This is a genomic window from Streptomyces sp. NPDC049970 (genome assembly GCF_040660235.1).
Taxonomy (GTDB): domain Bacteria; phylum Actinomycetota; class Actinomycetes; order Streptomycetales; family Streptomycetaceae; genus Streptomyces.
Genome location: NZ_JBFALP010000010.1, coordinates 41162 through 60198 on the forward strand (window position 1 = coordinate 41162; position 19037 = coordinate 60198).

The 19037-nt window shown below is 73.0% G+C and carries 19 protein-coding genes; 4 read left to right on the forward strand and 15 right to left on the reverse strand.

Annotated elements, in window-relative coordinates; translation table 11 throughout:
- Window positions 1-58: 58 nt before the first annotated feature.
- The 5 genes from AB0I83_RS19205 to AB0I83_RS19225 all read right to left on the reverse strand — a co-directional run bounded on the left by AB0I83_RS19205 (window position 59) and on the right by AB0I83_RS19225 (window position 5683).
- A complete protein-coding gene (locus AB0I83_RS19205; RefSeq protein WP_363305433.1) occupies window positions 59-2176 on the reverse strand; it encodes an MMPL family transporter in 2118 nt (705 codons plus the stop codon).
- Window positions 2177-2294: 118 nt separating this feature from the next.
- Complete coding sequence (locus AB0I83_RS19210) at window positions 2295-3077, reverse strand: DUF2071 domain-containing protein (protein WP_363305434.1); 783 nt, start codon at window positions 3075-3077, stop codon at window positions 2295-2297.
- The gene (locus tag AB0I83_RS19215) at window positions 3074-4087 is read right to left on the reverse strand and encodes an NAD(P)/FAD-dependent oxidoreductase (RefSeq protein WP_363305435.1); all 1014 of its coding nucleotides are present in this window, start codon (window positions 4085-4087) and stop codon (window positions 3074-3076) included. Before AB0I83_RS19215 ends, AB0I83_RS19210 begins: the two co-directional genes overlap by 4 nt.
- Window positions 4084-4611 (reverse strand): isoprenylcysteine carboxyl methyltransferase family protein, encoded by a 528-nt coding sequence (locus AB0I83_RS19220; protein WP_356536154.1) that lies wholly within the window; start codon window positions 4609-4611, stop codon window positions 4084-4086. Before AB0I83_RS19220 ends, AB0I83_RS19215 begins: the two co-directional genes overlap by 4 nt.
- A gap of 13 nt (window positions 4612-4624) precedes the next feature.
- Complete coding sequence (locus AB0I83_RS19225; protein ID WP_356536153.1) at window positions 4625-5683, reverse strand: 3-oxoacyl-[acyl-carrier-protein] synthase III C-terminal domain-containing protein; 1059 nt, start codon at window positions 5681-5683, stop codon at window positions 4625-4627.
- Window positions 5684-5873: 190 nt separating this feature from the next.
- On the opposite strand from AB0I83_RS19225, the gene AB0I83_RS19230 reads away from it, so the two are divergent.
- From AB0I83_RS19230 to AB0I83_RS19245, 4 genes are all read left to right on the forward strand, one after another.
- Complete coding sequence (locus AB0I83_RS19230; RefSeq protein WP_363305555.1) at window positions 5874-6713, forward strand: UbiA family prenyltransferase; 840 nt, start codon at window positions 5874-5876, stop codon at window positions 6711-6713.
- 398 nt (window positions 6714-7111) lie between these two features.
- Entirely contained in the window at window positions 7112-8026 is a 915-nt protein-coding gene (locus AB0I83_RS19235; protein ID WP_363305436.1) for a diiron oxygenase, read from the forward strand.
- A 9-nt stretch (window positions 8027-8035) separates the two neighbouring features.
- Window positions 8036-9691 (forward strand): FAD-dependent oxidoreductase, encoded by a 1656-nt coding sequence (locus tag AB0I83_RS19240; RefSeq protein WP_363305437.1) that lies wholly within the window; start codon window positions 8036-8038, stop codon window positions 9689-9691.
- A gap of 205 nt (window positions 9692-9896) precedes the next feature.
- Window positions 9897-10475 carry a MarR family transcriptional regulator gene (locus AB0I83_RS19245; RefSeq protein WP_363305438.1) on the forward strand — a complete coding sequence of 193 codons (579 nt, stop codon included), beginning with the start codon at window positions 9897-9899 and terminating at the stop codon, window positions 10473-10475.
- On the opposite strand, the gene AB0I83_RS19250 is transcribed toward AB0I83_RS19245, so the two are convergent.
- The 10 genes from AB0I83_RS19250 to AB0I83_RS19295 are packed head-to-tail and all read right to left on the reverse strand — an operon-like array spanning window position 10462 to window position 19013.
- Entirely contained in the window at window positions 10462-11487 is a 1026-nt protein-coding gene (locus AB0I83_RS19250; protein ID WP_363305439.1) for an aromatic ring-hydroxylating dioxygenase subunit alpha, read from the reverse strand. The two genes, AB0I83_RS19245 and AB0I83_RS19250, sit on opposite strands and share 14 nt — an antisense overlap.
- 2 nt (window positions 11488-11489) lie before the next feature.
- Window positions 11490-11714 (reverse strand): recombinase-like helix-turn-helix domain-containing protein, encoded by a 225-nt coding sequence (locus AB0I83_RS19255; RefSeq protein WP_103517693.1) that lies wholly within the window; start codon window positions 11712-11714, stop codon window positions 11490-11492.
- A gap of 32 nt (window positions 11715-11746) precedes the next feature.
- Window positions 11747-12682, reverse strand: coding sequence for a PDR/VanB family oxidoreductase (locus tag AB0I83_RS19260; protein ID WP_363305556.1), 936 nt, complete (start codon window positions 12680-12682; stop codon window positions 11747-11749).
- 38 nt (window positions 12683-12720) lie between these two features.
- Entirely contained in the window at window positions 12721-14346 is a 1626-nt protein-coding gene (locus tag AB0I83_RS19265; RefSeq protein WP_363305440.1) for a thiamine pyrophosphate-binding protein, read from the reverse strand.
- 9 nt (window positions 14347-14355) lie between these two features.
- On the reverse strand, window positions 14356-15144 hold the full coding sequence (locus tag AB0I83_RS19270) for an SDR family oxidoreductase (RefSeq protein WP_363305441.1): 789 nt from the start codon (window positions 15142-15144) through the stop codon (window positions 14356-14358).
- 19 nt (window positions 15145-15163) lie between these two features.
- The gene (locus AB0I83_RS19275; RefSeq protein WP_356536145.1) at window positions 15164-15919 is read right to left on the reverse strand and encodes an SDR family oxidoreductase; all 756 of its coding nucleotides are present in this window, start codon (window positions 15917-15919) and stop codon (window positions 15164-15166) included.
- Window positions 15912-16433, reverse strand: coding sequence for a cupin domain-containing protein (locus AB0I83_RS19280; protein ID WP_356536144.1), 522 nt, complete (start codon window positions 16431-16433; stop codon window positions 15912-15914). Before AB0I83_RS19280 ends, AB0I83_RS19275 begins: the two co-directional genes overlap by 8 nt.
- Before the next feature lie 11 nt (window positions 16434-16444).
- Window positions 16445-17245: an alpha/beta fold hydrolase gene (locus AB0I83_RS19285; protein ID WP_363305442.1), complete on the reverse strand. Its 801-nt coding sequence runs from the start codon at window positions 17243-17245 to the stop codon at window positions 16445-16447.
- Window positions 17242-18039, reverse strand: a complete 798-nt coding sequence (locus AB0I83_RS19290; protein ID WP_363305443.1) for an aspartate dehydrogenase domain-containing protein — start codon at window positions 18037-18039, stop codon at window positions 17242-17244. Before AB0I83_RS19290 ends, AB0I83_RS19285 begins: the two co-directional genes overlap by 4 nt.
- Entirely contained in the window at window positions 18036-19013 is a 978-nt protein-coding gene (locus AB0I83_RS19295) for a VOC family protein (protein ID WP_363305444.1), read from the reverse strand. Before AB0I83_RS19295 ends, AB0I83_RS19290 begins: the two co-directional genes overlap by 4 nt.
- Window positions 19014-19037 lie beyond the last annotated feature (24 nt).

Consider the following 19037-nt stretch of genomic DNA (forward strand, 5'->3'; position numbering starts at 1 on the left):
TTCTACACCCTGGCCATACGCCGGGCGAGCGGTGCACGGTGGTTCCGGCCGGGACGGGTCATCGCACGCTGCCGGTACTCCGCTGCGCGGTGCCGTCCTCACGGGCCGACCGGTGCGGCCACCACACGCGCGGGCCGATGTCCAGGAAGAGCGACGTGACCAGGACGGACCGCACGACGAACGTGTCCAGGAGCACGCCGAGCGCCACCGCGAAGCCGATCTCGGCGAAGGCGACGACCGGAAGGGTGCCGAGCGCCGCGAAGGTGCCCGCCAGGACCAGCCCCGCGGAGGTGATGACCGCTCCGGTGGCGGCTAGCCCGGTCACGACCCCCGCCCGGGTGCCCCGGTGCACGGCCTCCTCACGGATCCGGGTCGCCAGGAAGATGTTGTAGTCGATGCCCAGCGCCACCAGGAAGACGAAGACGAAGAGCGGGAAGTCCGTCGTCTCGCCCGCGTAGTCGAAGACGTACCGGAAGGCGAGGGCGCTGATACCGAGGGCGGCGGCGAACGACAGGACCACCGTGGCCACCAGGAGCAGGGGCGCCAGCAGGGCGCGGAGCACCAGCGCCAGGATGATCAGCACGACCAGCAGCACCAGGGGGATGATCAGCAGGTTGTCGTGCCGGGTGGCGGCGTCCATGTCGAGCGCCGCCGCCGTGTCGCCGCCCACCAGCGCTTCGGCCCCCGGAATCCGGTGCACGGCGTCCCTGACCCGTTCCACGGTCCGCTCGGCGCGGTCGCTGTCCGCGGCGTCCGTGAGGGTGGCCTCGAAGACGGCCCGGCCGTCGTGCACCGGCCGGGCACCGGGCGGCACGACGACGGAGCCCGGTACGACGCCCCGGGTCCCCTGGACGGCGGTGCGCACCTGGGCGCTCCGGTCCGCCGCGGCGATCACGACGAGCGGACTGCCGCTCCCGGCCGGGAAGTACCGGTTCTGGACCTCCTGCCCGGCGACGGAGTCCGGCTTGTCGGGGAAGGAGTCGGCGTTGCTCAGCCCGGCCGCGCGCAGCTGGACGAGTCCGAGGGACAGCGCCGCCAGTACGAGGGCGGTGGCCACCCAGACCCTGCGGGGGTGCAGGGCGAGCCTTCGTCCCGTCCGGGCCCAGAACCCGCTCTCGGTCGGTTCGGGCGTGCCGTGATGGGGGACGGCCGGCCAGAAGACCCAGCGGTCGAAGATCACCAGCAGTGCGGGCAGCAGCGTGAGCATGGCGACCAGGGCGACGGCCACGCCGATAGCCGCCACGGGCCCGAGGCCGCGGGTCGAGTTCATCTCGGCGGCCAGCAGGACCAGCATGCTGAGCACCACGGTGCCGCTGCTGGCGAGCACCGCCGGCCCGGCCCGGTGCAGCGCCCGGGCCATGGCCTCGTGCCGGTCCTCGTGGCGTCGGAGCTCCTCGCGGTAGCGGGCGACGAGCAGCAGGGCGTAGTCGGTTCCCGCGCCGAAGACCAGCACGGTCAGGATGCCGGCGCTCTGACCGTTGACCGTGAGGCCCGCGTGCGCCGCGAGCAGGTAGATGAGCGCCTGTGCGGTGAGGAGGGCGGCCACGACCGAGATCACGGGCAGCACGAGCAGGCTCGGACTGCGGTAGGTGATCAGCAGCATCACGACCACCACGGCGAGCGCGGCGACGAGGAGGGTCGAGTCGATGCCCGAGAACGCGTCGGCCGAGTCGGCCGCGACTCCCCCGGGCCCCGAGACGTGGACGGCGAGTCCGCCTCCGCCGCTGCCCACGACGTCCCGGACGGAGTCGACGGCGGGGCCGATCCGCTCCCAGCCCTTCTCGTCCATCGTGATCGGTACGAAGATCTCGGCGGCGGCGGGCCCGGTCCTGCGGTCGTAGAGGGGCCCGCGGGTCTCCTGGCCCCTCACACCGTGCGCGCGCAGGGCCGTGAGCCGCTGCTCGTCCTCGGCGATCCGGGCACGGTCGGCCCCGGTCAGTCCGTCCTGGCGCGCGTACACGACGACGGCGGTGATGACCTCGGGCCGGAACTCCTTGGACTCCTCCCAGGCGCGGGTCGATTCGGCGCTGCTGGGCAGCCAGGAGGTGGCGTCGTTGTCCTGGGCGCCCATGAGCTTGCCCGCGAGCGGTGCCGCGAGGACGAGGACGACGAGCCAGAACACGACGACGAGCCATTTGGTGCGGCGTCCGCACAACAGCCGGGCCACTCCGTGCATGCCGCTCCGCCCCTTCGTCCTGTGCCGTGGCGGCGAGAGTAGAGCGACGGCCGGGCGGGCGCGGCAAGGACATGCCGCCGGCACCGTGCACCGGCCACGGTCGGACCATCGGCGGCCTCTACGGGCGCGCGGGGCGACCGAATCGCACCCGTACTCCGGGCGAGTACAGCACGCTCTGCGGCTCCCCCACGGGTGCGGGCAGTCCGGCCGCGGTGACGAGGTCCTCGTCGCACTCGATGAGCCTCGCCCGGTGCAGGGGCCAGCGGGGATGGGCGTTGGGGAGGTACATCGGACGCCCGTGGAAGGTGCTGTGCATGCCCCAGCGCGCCGTCAGGAAGTGTTCGAGCGGGGTGGGCCTGTCGATGGGGGCGCCGGTGCGCAGCACGATCCGGCTGCGGGCTCCCCGGGGGCCGGGGGCGCGTCGTGTGCTGGTGTAGGTGAGGGTGTCGGCCTCGCGCCGGACCGCCATGCGGGACCATCTGTACGGCAGCCGGAACACGGTCCGCGCGACGGCCACCGGGATCAGGCGCGAGGCGTCGAGCGAGCGGAAGACCACCCCGCGCCGGCCGTGCGCGTCCCGTGAGTAGAGCCGGACGTTGGTCTCGGGGAAGGTGCCCAGGTAGGGGATGCCGGGCAGGCGCAGCCATCCGATGCGGTACATGCGGAAGGCGACCAGTCCGACGTAGGTGACGCCGTCCAGGGTGTCCGGCTCCGTCCCCGCCGGCAGCAGCGGCGCCACGTCCTCAGGGTCGGCGGCCCAGTGCAGGAAGGCCAGGTCGAGCCAGGACTGCGTCATGAGCGGACTCATCGCCGGGTCAGGGGGGTCGGGGGTGACGGCCTGCGGCGTACGGAAGGTCGGCGGCACCCGGTCAGCATGGCAGAGGCGGCGCGGGAGCGTCATTGCAGTGCGCGTACGGCGGTGCTGAACAGCGGGGGCAGCCGCTGGGCGGCGGGCACGATCCTCGCGGCGGTCACCGGGTGCCCCGCCGCCCACACCAGCGCCTGGGTGAGCAGTCGGTGACGGCGGGTCAGCCGGGCCCAGCGTGCGGGGTACTCCTCGGGCCGGCCTGCGACGATGCAGTCGACCGCCGCCGAGGCGGTGGCCGCCGCCAGGGCGACGCCCTCGCCGGTGAGCGCGTCGACGTAGCCCGCCGCGTCACCGACCAGCAGGACGCGGCCGGCCGCCGGTGCGCTCGCGGTCCGGCGCAGCGGTCCTGCGCCGCGTACCGGACCGGCCTCCAGCCCGCGGAGCGCCCCTGCCAGTTCGGGGAACTCGTCGAGGTGCTGCCCGTGGGAGCGCCGGCGGGCGCTGAGCACGGCGACACCGACCAGCCCGTCCCCGACGGGTGTCACGTACGCCTCGCCGTGGCGCGACCAGTGCACCTCGACGAGGTCGGTCCAGGGTGCGACCCGGTAGTGGCGGCGCAGCCCGTAGCGGCGTGGCGCGGTGGAGGGGCGCTCGAGTCCGAGCGTGCGGCGCGTGGGCGAGTGCAGGCCGTCGGCGGCGATCAGCCAGCGTGCCGTCAGGCCCGCCGCCGTGACGCTGTCGTGCTGGTGGCGCACCTCGTCCACCCTGCCCGGGACGACGCGCACCCCCAGCTCCGCCGCCCGCCGGTGCAGCGCGCTGTGGAGTTCGGTCCGCCGTACGCCGAGTCCGGTGCCGCCGCGGAAGGTCGCCTCGGCCCGCCGGTCGCCCTCGACGTACCGGATGCCCCGGAGCTCCCGGCCGGGCGGGTCGACTCCCAGGGCCCGCAGGGCCGTCACTCCGCTGGGCATGATGCCCTCGCCGCAGGCCTTGTCCACCGGAGCGGCGCGGGGTTCGACCACGACGGCCTCGCGGCCCGCCTCGGCGACCCTGATCGCCGCGGCGAGACCGGCCGGTCCGCCGCCGGCGACCAGGATGTCGATCACGCGTGCGCCCCGGCTTCGGTGGCGCGGGCGAGCGCGCCGTCCTCGCAGCGGATGCGTACGGACATGAGCGCCGCGTTGAGCACGGTGAAGCCGGCCGCGGTCACCCAGGCCCCGTGGACCAGGGGGAGGGCCAAGCCCTCCGCCGCGACCGCCACGTAGTTGGGGTGGCGCAGCCACCGGTAGGGCCCGCCGGTCACCAGGGGCAGGCCGGGAACGACGATGACCCGGGTGTTCCAGCGGCTCCCCAGTGTGCGGACGCACCACCAGCGCAGTCCCTGGGCGGCGGCGACCACCGTGACCATGGTCCAGCCGAACCAGGGCAGGAAGGGGCGGCCCGCCGTCCAGGTCTCCGCGAGGCAGGCCGCGAGGAGCCCGGTGTGGAGGGCGACCATCGCCGGGTAGTGGCCGCGCCCGGCCTCCGTGCCGCCCCGCGCCAGGCTCCGGCGGGCGTTGCGCAGTGCGAGGGCGAGTTCGGCGAGGCGTTCGGCCGCGACGGCCAGTACCAGGACCGTGTACCAGATCATGTGTTCCTCCCGGCTACCAGCGCAGCAGCACCAGTTCGCAGCAGAATCCGGGGCCCATGGCCATCAGCAGGCCGGGCGATCCCGGCTCCGGCCTCCGCTGCTCCATGGTGTCCCGCAGGACGTGCAGGACCGACGACGACGAGAGGTTGCCGGTCTCGGCCAGCGAACGCCGGGTGACGTCCAGGGCCCCCTCGGGCAGCGCCAGGGCCTCGGTGACCGCGTCCAGCACCTTGGGGCCTCCCGGGTGGCAGACCCACCGGGCGATGTCCTTCGGCTTCATCCCGTGCTGTTCCAGGAAGCCGCCGACGTCCTCGGCGAGATAGCGGCGTACGACGTCGGGGACCGCGGGGTCGAGCACCACGGTGAATCCGGAGCCGCGGATGTCCCATCCCATGACGTGACCGGTGTCCGGGTAGAGGCGGCTGCGGGTGTCCACCACCCGCGGGCCGTCCGCCCCGGCCGGGTGGTCGCCGCCGACGAGGACGACGGCCGCCGCACCGTCGCCGAACAGCCCCGTGGCGACCAGGTTGGCGGGGGTCGGGTCGTCGCGCTGGAAGGTCAGGGAGCAGAGCTCGACCGAGAGCAGCACGGCGACCTGTCCGGGCCGTCCGAGCAGGTAGTCGTGCAGCCGCGCCACTCCCGCCGCTCCCGCGACACAGCCGAGTCCGAAGACGGGGAGCCGTTTGACGTCGGGGCGCAGGCCGAGGCGTCCGACGAGCCTCGCGTCGATGGAGGGCGCCGCGATCCCGGTGACCGAGGTGAACATGAGCATGTCCACGTCGGCGGGTCGCAGTCCCGCCTTGCGCAGTGCGCCGCGGATCGCCTCCGCTCCCAGCTCGACCGCGGCGCCGATGAACACGTCGTTCGCGGCTCCGAAGCCGTCCAGTCCGGCGTACCGCTCCAGCGGCAGCACCGTGTTCCGGCCGCGCACCCCCGCGTTCGCGTGGACGCGGTCCAGCACGCGGCGGTCGGCCCCCGCCGGCAGACAGGTGCGCGCCACCATGTCGGTGACTTCCCGTTGCGTGTGGCGGTGCGGCGGAAGCACTCCGTGAACGGCCGCGATCCGCGTCATCCTGGCCACCGCTTCGGAGAGGTCATGTGCACATCCTGCCTACAGACCGGCATAAATCCACGCACATGCGACCCGTTGCAGCCGTGTTCGTTCGCCGGGAACTGCATACGATCACCCCGTGGACATCTCAGGGCCCGCCTGCGACCGCCCCGTCGACATCACGGACCGGCCGCCGGCGCCCGCCGTACGGCTGCCGCGCCCGGTGACGGGACTCCTGCTGTCGTGCCATCCGGGGCCGACCTGCGCGGTGACCGTGCTGGCCGCCGCACTGGCCGTCAGCTCCGGTTCGGGGGCGGGCCGTTGTGCGCTGGTCGCGGTGGCCGTGCTGACCGGGCAGCTCTCCGTGGGCTGGTGCAACGACGCGTTCGACGTCCACCACGACGCCGAGGCCGGACGGCCGGGCAAGCCGGTCGCCCGGGGTGCGGTGCGCCGGGGCACGGTGTGGGGTGCGGCGTTCACCGCTCTCCTCCTGTGCGCGGTGCTGTCGCTCGCGTGCGGCGTCGCCCCCGGTGCGGCGCACCTGGCGGGGGTCGCGGCGGCGTGGGCGTACAACCTGCGACTGAAGGCGACACCGCTGTCCTGGCTGCCGTACGCGATCGGCTTCGCGTCCCTTCCGTGCCTGGTCACCCTGGGACTACCGGGCAGCCCGTGGCCCGCCTGGTGGGTGGTGACGGCCGGGGCGCTCCTCGGCGTGGCGGCCCATCTGGGCGACGTCCTGCCCGACATCGAGGCGGATCTGCGGGCGGGCATCCGCGGCCTGCCCCAGCGGTGGGGCCCTGTACGCACCCGGCTCCTGCTGCCACTCCCCCTGGCCGCCGCGACCGCGGTGCTGGTGCTGGGTCCGCCGGGCGCGCCCGGCGTGCCGGGTGTCGGCGTCCTCGTGGTGGTCACCCTCTGCGCCTCGTCGGCGGCGGTGGGGGCGGGCCCCCGCCCGTCCGGAACCTGGCGCAAGGCCGCACTCGCGGGGACGGTGGCCGTGGCGGCGGCGGATGTCGCGCTGCTGCTGGCCCGGGGCACGAGCATCGCCTGAGCGCCCGCACGGGACGCGGTTCGGGCCGGTGGGCACGTCGACGGCGCCGGCGGTCGGCTCGGGGCCCCGCATCACGACCCGCGGCGCCGGGCTCGGCACGTTCGGCGCTCCGGACAGGGCCGCCGACCCTGCACGCATCCGCGCACGCATCCGTGTACGCAAGGAGATATCGCGAGGACTCGCGCACATTTCTTACTGGGGGGTAGGCCCGCCCGGAGTCCTTGCTATACCTTGCGTCTAACAAGCGGGACGGAAGGCCGCCCGGGCGAGGCCCACACCCATCCCCTGCTCGCCGCTGCCGTCATACACGCTCGACAGCACGGCATATGACGGACCGTCACCGAAACCGTGCTGTGAAAGCACCAAGGACAATCGCCGACGAACCGAGGAGCCGCACCATGGCAAGCAGCACCGTTCGGCCGGACTCCCAGGACCGGCCTCCCGAGGACGACCTCACCCGCCGCCTGCTCGAATCCGCCGCGACGCTGGCCTACGACCCCGCCACGGAGGTCGACTGGGACACGCCCCTGGACAAGGCGTACCACGGCGCGAGCCCGGAGTGGAGCACCCTGTACGGCACCGCCTACTGGGCGGAGTTGAGCGAGGAGCAGCGCACGGAGCTCACGCGCCAGGAAGCCGCCTCGGTCGCGAGCACGGGCATCTGGTTCGAGATGATCCTGCAGCAGATGATCCTGCGCGACGTCTACGCCAAGGACCCGACGAGCGCCGACGTGCAGTGGGCACTGACCGAGATAGCCGAGGAGTGCCGGCACTCGATCATGTTCGCCCGCGGCGCTCAGAAGCTCGGCGCTCCCGCCTACCGGCCGCACCGGTTCGCGGTGGAGATGGGCCGGGCCTTCAAGACCCTGGCGTTCGGCGAGGCGGCGTACGCGGCGATCCTCGTCGCCGAGGAGGTCCTCGACGTCATGCAGCGCGACTGGATGCGCGACGAGCGGGTCGTCCCCTTCGTCCGCACGATCAACAACATCCACGTCGTCGAGGAATCCCGGCACATGAAGTTCGCCCGCGCGGAGACCCGCAAGCACCTGAGCGGCGCGGGTCCGGTGCGACGCCGGATCAACGCGCTGGTCATCGCCATCGCCTCGTACGTCATCGTCACGAGCATGGTCAACAAGGGCGTCTACGCCAACGCGGGACTCGACCCGAAGCGCGCTCTCGACGAGGCGAAGGCGAACGAGCACCACAAGTCCATGATGCGGTCCAGCTGTTCGGGCCTCATGGACTTCCTGGCCTCGGCACGCCTGCTCACCAAGCCCGCCCTGATGTTCTACAAGCGCGCCCATCTGATCTGAGCGGACGACATGACCTACGCCATCACCCAGACGTGCTGCAGTGACGCCACCTGCGTCTCGGTGTGCCCCGTCAACTGCATCCATCCGACGCCGGAGGAACCGGATTTCGGCCGGACGGAGATGCTGTACATCGACCCGAAGTCCTGCATCGACTGCGGTGCCTGCGCCGACGCCTGCCCGGTGGACGCGGTCTTCCCGCTGGACAGCCTGCCCGCCTCGCAGCAGGAGTACGGACCGCTCAACGCGGCGTACTTCGCGGACCGGGAGCCCGCACCGGCGCCCGAGGGGCCGAACTTCCACGTGTGGGCCGGGCCGTCCTTCGACCGCACCCTGCCGTCGGACTTCGCCCCGCCGCGGGTCGCGGTGGTCGGCACGGGACCGGCCGGGATGTACGCCGCGGAGGACCTGCTGCTGCACACCGGCGCCGAGGTGACCCTGATCGACCGGCTGCCCGTCGCGGGCGGCCTGATCCGCTACGGCGTGGCACCGGACCATCTGCCGACCAGGAAGGCGGGCGACACCTTCGCCAGGTTCCACACCCACCCCAGGGTGCGCATGCACCTCGGTCTGGAGGTGGGCCGGGACGTCACGCCGGAGGAGCTCGCCGCACACCACGACGCGGTGATCTACGCGGTCGGCGCACCGGCCGGCCGCAGGCTCGGGATACCGGGTGAGGACCTGCCCGGCAGCGTCTGCGCGTCGACGTTCGTCTCCTGGTACAACGCCCATCCGGACGTCGCCCCGGACGCCGTGGACCTGTCCGCGGAGCGGGTCGTCGTGGTCGGCAACGGCAACGTCGCCCTCGACGCGGCAAGGATCCTGGTGTCGGACCCCGACGCGCTGGCCGCGGGTGACATCGCAGGCCACGCGCTCGACGCGCTGCGCGCCGGCGCCGTGCGCGAGGTGGTGCTGCTGGGACGGCGCGGCCCCGAGGACGCCGCGTACACCAGGTCCGAACTGCTGGCGCTGAAGCATCTGCCCGGCGTGGAACTGGTCGTGGACGACCACGACCCGAGGGTGGGCGCGGCGATCGACGCGGCGCGACCCGACGACAGGGCCGCGCTGCTGACCGGTGTCGCCCGCCAGAGGGTCGACTGGTCCCGCACGCCGTCCGCGGGACGTCGCATCGTGTTCCGCTTCCACTCGTCGCCGCGGGAAGTGATCGGCGACGACGCCGTGCTCGGCGTACGGGTCACGGAAGGGAGCGGTACGACGGGCAGCCGGGAGATCCCGGCCGGACTGCTGCTGCGGGCTGTCGGCCAACGCGGCGTGCCGGTCGCCGGGCTGCCGTTCGACGAGGCCACCGGAACCGTTCCGCATGTGGCGGGACGGGTGACGGGACGACAGGGAACGTACGTCGTGGGGTGGATCAAGCGCGGCCCGTCCGGGGGCATCGGAGCCAACAGGTCCTGCGCCGCGGAGACGGTCGGCACGCTGCTGGACGACGTCGTCGCCGGGGCGCTGCCCGCTCCCGAGCACGGGGCCAAGGCGTTCCGTCGGCTCGCGCGGCGCCGCAACAGGCGGATCGTGGACGCCCGGGGCCTGGCGGAGATCGAGCGCGTCGAACTCGCGCTCGGCCGCAGGGACGGCCGCCCCAGGGTCAAGCTGGCGACGGTTCAGGAACTGGTCGCGGCGGCGAGAGGCCGGCGGCGCATCCCGAGCTGAACCTCCGGCCCGCTGACGGCGTCAGCGGGCCGGACCGCGCGTCGCCCCCGCCTCCGCCTCGGCCCTTCCGACGGGCCTTGTCGGCGCGATTCGCGCGGCCGCACGACACACCGCGTCAACTCCGTTCGGAACACGGGCCATTGCGCACTAAGGTTAGGCTTGCTTAACTAAGCATCACCCGTCGTTGTTCCGAGGAGGAAGAACTATGCCCCCGCAGGCCTCCCCCCTGACGGTGCACGACACTTCGGGCCCACGGGACCCCGACAGCTCCGTTCCGCGGCCCGCGGGCGGGACACCGTCGAGCGTGCTCGACCTCAACACCTATCTCCTGTACGCGGCGGGCAAAGCCGCGCGACGCAGACTGACCGAGCGGCTGACGGCCCACGGGCTGCGGCTGTGGCACCTGACGATCATGGCTATGCTGGACGACGCCGGCCCGCTGTCCAAGGGCGACCTCGCCTCAGGGCTCGACATGAACCAGAGCGACCTCACCAGATCCGTCAACGACCTGGTCCGGTCCGGTTACGTCGAATGCGCCCGCGACCCTGCCGACCGCCGCCGCATCGAGGTCGCCCTGACAGCGGCGGGCAGGTGCGCTCTGAGCGCCCTCGACGCCGACGTGTCGGCGACCGAGACCGAGCTGCTCGCCCCGCTGACCCGGGAGGAACGCGAACGCTTCGGCTCACTGCTGCGCCGCGTGTACACACACCTCGAACGGGGCCGGTACGGCGCCGCACCCGACGTCAGCGCCGCCGTACCGGGGACACGCCTCACCCGCGCGTAGGCACCGCCGTCGACTGCTCCTCGGCGGCCGCCCGGTACAGGCGGCGCAGGCGCACCACCCCGAGGTCGTGCTGGTAGAGGTTCTCGCGCTGGTCGGCGTCGGCCGGCATGGCCTCCAGCATGACGCGGTCCTGTTCCAGGACGTCCCAGTGGCGCTGCTCGATCAGCGTCCGGTACAGGAAGCGCCAGGACGCGCGCTGCCAGTCCTCGACCCGGCGGTAGCGCCAGAAGAAGACGCCGCTGCGCCGCTCGTCGACCGGGCAGACCATGCCGACGATACCGAACGCCCCGCCGGGACCGGCCGACGGCGGGTAGGGGATGGACAGGTCGACCCAGTCCACTCCGGTACGGCAGAGCTCCACCCAGTCGAAGTTGACGCCGCGCTGGTCGGTCTTCTCGAAGAAGTAACCGCGGCCGGTCTCCCGGATGCGGAACTTGGCCGTGGTGTCACCGTCGAACATGGTGTGCGAGTCATGGTGCAGGAACGCCCCGTGCATCGGGTCGAGCAGGTTCTCCACGGCGTAGCGCCAGGGCGAGTTCCACTCGGCGTAGCAGAGGAAGGCGTCCACGCCGGGGTCGGTCAGCGGCTCGGGGAGCGTCAGCTCGGCGGGCTCGGGGTGCTCCTCGTCGCCGAAGTACGCGAGGACCGCGCCCCCGACCTCGCGTACCGGCAGCGACGTGACCAGCTTCCTGCCCTCCAGGCCGCACCCGGGCAGCCCCGGGACGGAGGAGACCGTCCCGTCGGGCTCGACCTCGACACCGTGGTACCAGCACGCGACGCGGTCGCCGAGGTGTTTGCCGAGCGACAGCGGCGCGCCGCGGTGGGGACAGCGGTCCGCGAGCATGGACAGGGCTCCGTCGGAGCGCCGGAACAGCAGCCACTGCTCACCGAGCGCGGTCACCCTGCGCATCGCGCCGGGGGCCACGAAGTGCGAGGGGACGACCGGGTGCCACTGGTTGCGCAGGCCGGTGGCGTAGATGTGGTCCGCGGTGGCGGAGGACGACAGCGTCATGGTCAGGCTCCCAGTCGGTTCATCTCGGCGCGGAAGGACTCCTCGGTCCACGGACTGCCGTCGGCGGCGTGGACCTGGCGCGTGTTGAGTCCGCGCACGACGTCGGCGAGCTCGTGGCCCTCACGGGTGAAGACCTCTTCGAGGGTGGCGGCGAGCTTGTACTCGTACGGGGTGGGCTCATGGGTACGGGACTGGTGGACGTCCAGGTAGGGCCAGGTGTCGGTCACGGTGTCTCCTGAGGGTGCGGTGGGGGGAGGTGTCACAGGTCGAGGACGAGCCGGCCGGAGGCGCACCGCGAGACGCAGATCATCATCGAGGTGCCGGCGGCCCGTTCCGCCTCGCTGAGCAGGAAGTCGCGGTGGTCGGGTGTCCCCTGGAGGACCCGGGTCTCGCAGGAGCCGCAGATCCCCTCACGGCAGGAGTTGCCCACGGTGAGTCCGGCCTCCTCCGCGGCCTGAAGGACGGAGGTTCCGGCGCCGACGGTGAGCGTCGTGCCCGAGGTACGGCACTCGACCTCGAACTCCTCGTCGTCGCCGGTGCGTTCCACGGTGGGCGCGGTGAACCGCTCCAGGCGCAGCCGGTCCGCGGGGCAGCGCTCCTCGACGGCGGCGAGCAGCGGTTCGGGGCCGCACGCGTACACGAGGGTGCCGGCGGGCAGCCGGGCGAGCACGGCGTCCAGGTCGATGTGGCCGTTCTCGTCCTGCGGGACGAGCGTGGTGTCTCCGCCGAGCGCGTCCAGTTCGCCGGTGAACGCCATGGAGTCCCGACTCCTTCCGCCGTAGACCATGCGCCACCCGGCCCCCCGGCGGGCCGCCTCCCGGGCCATGGCCAGCAGTGGGGTGATGCCGATTCCGCCGGCGACGAACACGTAGGCGTCAACGTCCTCCAGTACGAAGTGGTTACGCGGCCGGGAGACGGTGATCTCCTGGCCGGGCCGCAGCTGGGTGTGCACGAAGCGCGAACCACCGCGCGAGGCGGGCTCGTCGAGTACTCCGATGCGGTAGACGTCGGGAGTGTCCGGGTCGCCGCACAGGCTGTACTGGCGGATCCGGCCGCCGGCGTGGACATCGAGGTGCGCGCCGGGGGTCCAGGCGGGCAGGGGTTCGCCGTCGGGGTGGGTCAGCTCGACGGACAGGACGCCCTCGGCCTCCCAGGTCATACGGCGGACCATCAGCCGCAGCGGGTCCTCGCACATGTCTGTCGCCTCCTTGCCGGTGTTCCGGCCGTGCCCGGTCATCGGCCCGGGATCCTGACGGGCGGGGTGAACGGGTTCTTCATCGGGCCGAGGGCGTCGAGATCGACCTCGACGAGTGTCGGTCCGTCCGAGGCGACGGCCTCGGCGAGCACCGGCCCCGCGTGCTCCTCGGCAGCCACGCGCGCGTACGGCAGTCCGCAGGCGCGGGCCAGCAACTCGAAGTCCGGGGTGGTCAGGTCGACCCCGGACCGCCGCTCGGCGTAGCGGTCCTGCATGTTGCGCAGGACTCCGTAGCCCCCGTCGTTGAAGACGACCAGGGTCAGCCGGGGCCGCTCCTGGGCGAGGGTGAGGAGTTCGCCCAGGTGGACGGCGAGACCGCCGTCGCCCGCCAGCACCACGGTGGGCGCGTCGGGCCGCGCGAGCGCCGCGCCGATGCCCATGCCCAGTCCCTGTCCGATGCCTCCGCCGCGCGGGAAGACGTTGTCCTTCGGGTCGTACATCTCCAGGAGGCGGTTGCCCCAGCTGCTGGAGGGGATGGTGACGTCGCGTGCGACGACGGCCTCGCGGGGAAGGGCCGCGCGGATCGCGTCGCAGACAGCGGCCTGCGGCCCGATGCCGTCGCGCAGGATCGCGCGCACCTCGGTGCGGACGGCGCCGACGCGTTCGGTCCAGCCGGGTTCGGCGGACACCGCGTGCGGGAGCAGGGCCGCCAGGACGCCGGCCGCGTCACCGTGCAGCTGGTGGGTGGCCGGGTAGACCCTGCCGAGCGCGGCGGCCTCGATATCGATCTGGATGTGTGCTTGCGGGAGTCGCAGGGTGTAGTCCGCGGTCTCGTTCGACCGGAAGTGCGTGCCGATGGTCAGCAGGAGGTCCGCGTCGGCGAGCAGGGCGCGCACGGCGGGGGTGGTGGCGAAGTTCCCGACGACCTGAGCGTGGTCCTCGGGCACACCGCCCCGGCCCGAGTTCGAGGTGACGAGTCCTGCGCCGGTGGCGTCCAGCAGCCGGGCCAGCTCGCCGCGGGCAGCGTTCGCACCTCCGCCGGCCCAGATCAGCGGACGGCGTGCCGTGGCCAGGAGGGCTCCGGCGGAGGCGAGTTCACCGTCCGACGGGGCGACGGGGGCGGGCTCCTCGTACGCGACGGGTTCGTCGGTCTGCTCCGCGTACTGGAGGTCGACCGGCCACTCCACGCTGGCGGGTCCGCCGGGCGCGGTCAGCGCCCGGCGGGCCGCCTCGCGCAGGATCCGGCCGGCCCGCCCGGTGTCGGGCACGGTCGCCGCGTACGCCGAGACGGCGCTTAGCATGCCGAGCTGGTCCTTGGTCTCGTGGATGAATCCCCGTCCGCCGCCCAGGAACTCGCTCTCCACCTGGCCCGTGACGTGCAGCACGGAGCTGCCCGCGCTGAGCGCCTCGATCAGCGACCCCGCGGCGTTGCCCGCGCCGGTGCCGGTCGAGGTCAGGGCGCAGCCGAGGGTGCCCCGGGCCCGGCCGTAGGCGTCCGCGGCGTTGACGGCGGAGGCCTCGTGCCGCACGGGGACGAACCGCAGTTCACGGTCGACGGCCTCGACGAGCGGCAGGTTGTGGACGCTGACGATGCCGAAGACGGTGTCGATGCCGAGTTCGCGCAGGACGGTGACGAGGAGATCGCCTCCGTTGTCGTGACGCATGGTGTCTCCTCAGAGGATGGAGCGGCCGACGCCGCCGCAGACGTCGATGCTGGTGCCGGTGATGTAGGAGGCACGGGGCGAGAGCAGGGTGAGAACCGCGTACGCGACCTCCTCGGCCCGGCCGAGGCGGCCCAGCGCGATGCCCCGGTCGGCGGCCAGTTCCGCCTGCCATCGCTCGTACGACAGGCCGGAGTCCGCCGCCGCGTGGCGGCGGGTCCACTGACCGGTGTCGACGAGTCCGAGCAGGACGGAGTTGACCCGGATGCCGTCGCCGGCGAGTTCGGCGGACAGGGACTTGGAGAGGTTGAGGATGCCGGCACGGGCGGCGCTGGTCGTGATGAGCCGGGTCTCCGGCTGCTTGGCGAGGACCGCGTTGATGTTGACGACGCTCGCCGCTCCGGAGGCGGCGAGGTGCGGACGCGCCGCCTGGAGGGGGTTCAGCACCCCGGCGAACTTCAGCTCCAGCTCGTCGCGCCAGTCCTCGGCGGTGGAGTCGTCGAGTCCCTTCATCCGGGACTGTCCGGCGTTGTTGACCAGTCCGTCGATCCCGCCGAACTCCTCGGCGGCGCGGCCGGCGAAGTCCCGCACCGCATCGGCGTCCCGTACGTCGCACACCGCCGTCAGCAGCCGGTCACGCCCGGCGCCGAGTCCGGCGGCCGCGGCGGCGAGCCGGTCGGTGTCGCGGCCGCAGGTGGCGACGCGGGCGCCTTCGTCGAGCAGGGCGCGGACCGTGGCCAGGCCGACGCCCGAGCTGCCGCCGGTGACCACGATGGTGCGGTCGGCGAGGCCCAGATCCATAACAGGTTCCTCCTGCGCTTCAGTTCATGGTGAAGCCGCCGTTGACGGCGATCACCTGTCCGGTCAGATAGCGGGATTCCTCGCCGAGCAGGAAGGAGACGATCCCGGTGAGGTCGTCCGGCTGCTGCGGCCGGGAGATGGCCCGGTTCACGCGGTAGAGGTCGTGGCGCTCGGCGGGCACGGTCGCGGTCGCCTCGCACTCGGTGAGGCCGGGGGCCACCGCGTTGACGGTGATGCCCTTCTCACCGAGTTCGCGTGCCATGGCGCGGGTCAGCGCGATGACGGCGCCCTTGGAGGCGATGTAGTGGGCCAGGCGCGGGGAGCCGTACAGTGCGGCGTCCGAGGCGAGGTTGACGATGCGGCCGGGCTCGGCGAAGAGTGGATACAGGGCCTTCGAGACGAGCCAGGGGCTGCGGGCGTTGACCGCCATCAGCCGGTCCCACACCTCGACGTCGATGTCCTGGAACTCGCTTCCGCCCACTCCGTTGGCGAGCGCCGCGTTGTTGACCAGGCCGTACAGCGGGCCGAGTTCCCGGACGGCGCCGGCCAGCGCGTCCACCGAGGCGGGGTCGGCGACGTCGCAGCGCACGAAGTGGGCGTCGATGCCCTGCCCGCGCAGCTCCGCGGCGGCTCGCTCGCCCCGCTCCTCCTCCAGTTCGGCGAGGACGACCCGGAAGCCGTCGGTGCCCGCCCGGCGGGCCATGGCCAGTCCGAGGCCACGGCCCGCTCCGGTGACGACGACGGTGCGCCGGCCTGCCGGGGGCCGGTCAGCCACGGGTGACGCCGTGCATCGGCGAGTACTCGGGGTAACTCGGGACCTGCGGCTTCCGGGTTCCGATGACGACGCAGAACAGGGCGTCGGTGTCGCCCTCGTTCTTGAGGGACCGGGTCACTCCGGCGGGGACGACGATCATGTCGCGGTAGCCGAGGGTGCGGTACTCGGCCTCCTCGGCGCCGCGGTGGATGCCGACCCTGACCTCGCCCTCCAGGACGAAGAAGGCCTCCTCCACGTCGTGGTGAGTGTGGGCCGGGCCCTCGGCGCCGGGCGGCAGCAGCATGTTGGAGAAGGTGAACCCCCCGGAGGGGAGGATCCGGCTGTCGCTCTCGTGGTTGCCGGTGGCTCCGGAGCCGACGTAGCGGATCTGACCGCGGCGGAACTGCGGACCCGCCTTCTCCTGGAAGGACAGGGTGTCGAAGTCGGCGACCCTGGAGGCCTTGGTGGCGATGAGCGAGTCGGTGTAGGCGGACAGGTCGTCGCCGTTGTCGTACGCGTCGGTGGTCAGGGGCATGGTGGAGGCTCCTACTCGGGGATGGAGGCGGTGATTCGGAGGTGTGAGAGCACCCAGGCGTTGAAGTGCCCGGGCTGCTCCTGGTTGGCCAGGTGACCGGCGTCCTTGACGATCACGTAGGCGGTCCGGTGGATCGCTCCGGCGACGGCCTGGCCCGCCTCGACGCCAGTGACCCGGTCCTGGTCGCCGCAGAGCACGAGGGTGGGGGCCGCGATGGACGGGAGTTCGGCGCGCAGGTCCGCGGAGGCCATGGACTCGGCGGCGTAGGCGTATCCCGGGAGCCGTACCGAGGCGGCCATGGTGTCCACGACGCGCCGCACGAGCTCGTCCGGTGCGGCGGGCGACACCAGGCGCGGGCCCCGCGCCTCGGCGAAGGCGCGGGGGCCCAGCTCGGCGAGGTCCGCGGCCCTGGCGCGCATACCGGCAGCCTTGGCCTCGTCCGTGCCCGAGCCGGGGCTGGAGTCGGCGACGACCAGCGAGGCGACCAGCTCCGGGTGGCGGGCGGCGAGCCGCAGTGCGATCACGCCGCCCCAGGAGACGCCGAGGACGTGCGCGGTGGAGGCGCGCTCCCTGATGAGTGCCGCGGCGGTGTCGGCGTAGCCGTCGAGGTCGAGGGGCCCCTCGGGGTCCGGGGACGCGGCGTATCCGGGTGCGTCCCAGGCCACGACCCGTACGTAGGCGGAGAGTTCGGCGAGCTGCGGTGCGAAGGCGGCCGAGGAGGAGCCGATGCCGTGCAGGCAGAGCAGCAGGGGGCCGTGGTCACCCGCCTCCTCGACGTGGACGTCCGTGCGGAGCCCGGCAAGGGCGGTCACAGGATCTGCCCGGTCCGGCCGGCGAGTGCGGCGAGGCTGCGCAGCACGGCGTACGGCACCACCTGGCTGGTGGCGGGGTTGGCCGGGTCGGGCCGGTGCGCCACCTCGAAGCGGTAGGTGCCGTGTCCGCCGGCCGCCTCGATCACATGGCGGGTGCGGTGGGCGGCGGGGTCGGCGACGACCCGGACCCGCACGGCGTCCAGGTCGCCGACGGCCAGTGCGACCGAGGCGGCCACGTTCGTGGACCTGGGGAATTTGACGGGGATCTCGCGGGCGGTTCCGGACATGACCTCCACCGGCCCGGTCGCCGTCCGCATGAGGGTCAGCAACTCCTCGTCCATCCAGGGCTGTTCAAGGGTGGACGGGAGCTTGGTGGTGGTCAGCCGGACCTCGTCGAGCGGGCCGAGCGAACGCACCGCCTGGAGCAGGTCGAGACCGCCGACCGCACCGCCCGTGAAGTACACCCGCCCGGGGCCCGCGGACAGCAGGCGCTCGGTGAGCCCGTCGTCGGTCAGCGCGCCGGTGGACGCGATCAGCAGATCGGTGCCGGAGGCCAGGACGCGCTCACCCCATTCGCGTACGACGCCCTGCCCGGCGGCCTCGACGACGAGGTCGCAGGCGTCCAGTGCTTCCTCGAAGGTGGCCTGCCGTACGGGGGCCGCATCGCCGAGCGGACGGTTGTCCACGACGCACACGAGCTCGGCACCGGCGACCCGGCCTTCGGCGAGGGCGGTGCCGACGACACGGCCGATGGCGCCCCAGCCGACGACGGCGACCTTGCGGACGTGGGTCATGCGGTTGCCTCCTGGGCGTCGAGCGGGGCGGGGCTGCCAGGGGCCGGGGTGCCGGGACACACCGGCGGGCCGGGGTCGGGGGAGCCGGCCATGCTGCGGCGGATCCCCTCCGACGGCGGACCGGCCGTGCCCCAGAGGTCGGACAGTTCGGGGACCCGCCGCCACACCCGGGCGATCCAGGCGTCCTCGACGATCTGGGCGACCTCGGAGGTGTACTCGCAGACCAGGCCGGAGGGGTCCGTGAAGTAGGAGAAGGTGTTGTTCCCGGGGCCGTGACGGCCGGGTCCCCACCGGGGGGTGATCCCGTGGTGGCGCAGCCGTCCGAGGCCCCGCATGAAGTGGTCGACCGAGGTCATCTCGTACGCCACGTGGTTCAGCGAGGTCCACTCGGCCTGGTTGAAGGCGATGCAGTGGTGGTCGCTGTTGCAGCGCAGGAACGCCATCTGATGCTCGGACCAGTCGGAGACGCGCAGGCCGAGCACATCGGTGTAGAAGGCGACGGCGGCGTCGATGTCGGTGGTGTTGAGCACCGCGTGCGTCACGCCGACGGGCACGGCTCCGTCCCGGCCGCGCGGGGCGACGGCCTCGACCTGGGCGCTGATCTCGATGAGGCGCCCTTCGGGGTCGGTGAACCGCAGCCCGTAGCCGCCGCCTGCCTGGTCGAGCGGGCCGGGCCCGGCGACGGGCGTGAGGGACCTGGCTTCCAGGCGCCGCGCCGCCCGGTCGACCTCGGCGGGTGTGGCGACGGCGAAGGCGATCCTGCCGAGGCCGACCCGGTCGCGCTCGGTGAGGCGCAGGACGTGGTGCTCGTCGCCCGTGCCCCGGAGCCAGCGGGTGCCGGTGTCGGACTCGACGGTTTCGAGGCCCCAGACGTCCTCGTAGAAGTCGGCGGCCTCGCTGAAGGCCGGGGTGTGCAGCTCGACGTAGCGCAGCGAGCGGAGCCGGGCGATCGGACCGGGCGGTGGTTGGTGCATGAGTCCTCCAGGACGAGCTGGCGT

Excerpts from the sequence above, each read along its gene's own strand:
- AB0I83_RS19205 (WP_363305433.1), bottom strand. The coding sequence starts at position 2,176 with ATGCACGGAGTGGCCCGGCTGTTGTGCGGACGCCGCACCAAATGGCTC.
- AB0I83_RS19210 (WP_363305434.1), bottom strand. The coding sequence starts at position 3,077 with ATGACGCTCCCGCGCCGCCTCTGCCATGCTGACCGGGTGCCGCCGACC.
- AB0I83_RS19220 (WP_356536154.1), bottom strand. The coding sequence starts at position 4,611 with ATGATCTGGTACACGGTCCTGGTACTGGCCGTCGCGGCCGAACGCCTC.
- AB0I83_RS19225 (WP_356536153.1), bottom strand. The coding sequence starts at position 5,683 with ATGACGCGGATCGCGGCCGTTCACGGAGTGCTTCCGCCGCACCGCCAC.
- AB0I83_RS19235 (WP_363305436.1), top strand. The coding sequence starts at position 7,112 with ATGGCAAGCAGCACCGTTCGGCCGGACTCCCAGGACCGGCCTCCCGAG.
- AB0I83_RS19240 (WP_363305437.1), top strand. The coding sequence starts at position 8,036 with ATGACCTACGCCATCACCCAGACGTGCTGCAGTGACGCCACCTGCGTC.
- AB0I83_RS19245 (WP_363305438.1), top strand. The coding sequence starts at position 9,897 with ATGCCCCCGCAGGCCTCCCCCCTGACGGTGCACGACACTTCGGGCCCA.
- AB0I83_RS19250 (WP_363305439.1), bottom strand. The coding sequence starts at position 11,487 with ATGACGCTGTCGTCCTCCGCCACCGCGGACCACATCTACGCCACCGGC.
- AB0I83_RS19260 (WP_363305556.1), bottom strand. The coding sequence starts at position 12,682 with ATGTGCGAGGACCCGCTGCGGCTGATGGTCCGCCGTATGACCTGGGAG.
- AB0I83_RS19265 (WP_363305440.1), bottom strand. The coding sequence starts at position 14,346 with ATGCGTCACGACAACGGAGGCGATCTCCTCGTCACCGTCCTGCGCGAA.
- AB0I83_RS19270 (WP_363305441.1), bottom strand. The coding sequence starts at position 15,144 with ATGGATCTGGGCCTCGCCGACCGCACCATCGTGGTCACCGGCGGCAGC.
- AB0I83_RS19280 (WP_356536144.1), bottom strand. The coding sequence starts at position 16,433 with ATGCCCCTGACCACCGACGCGTACGACAACGGCGACGACCTGTCCGCC.
- AB0I83_RS19290 (WP_363305443.1), bottom strand. The coding sequence starts at position 18,039 with ATGACCCACGTCCGCAAGGTCGCCGTCGTCGGCTGGGGCGCCATCGGC.
- AB0I83_RS19295 (WP_363305444.1), bottom strand. The coding sequence starts at position 19,013 with ATGCACCAACCACCGCCCGGTCCGATCGCCCGGCTCCGCTCGCTGCGC.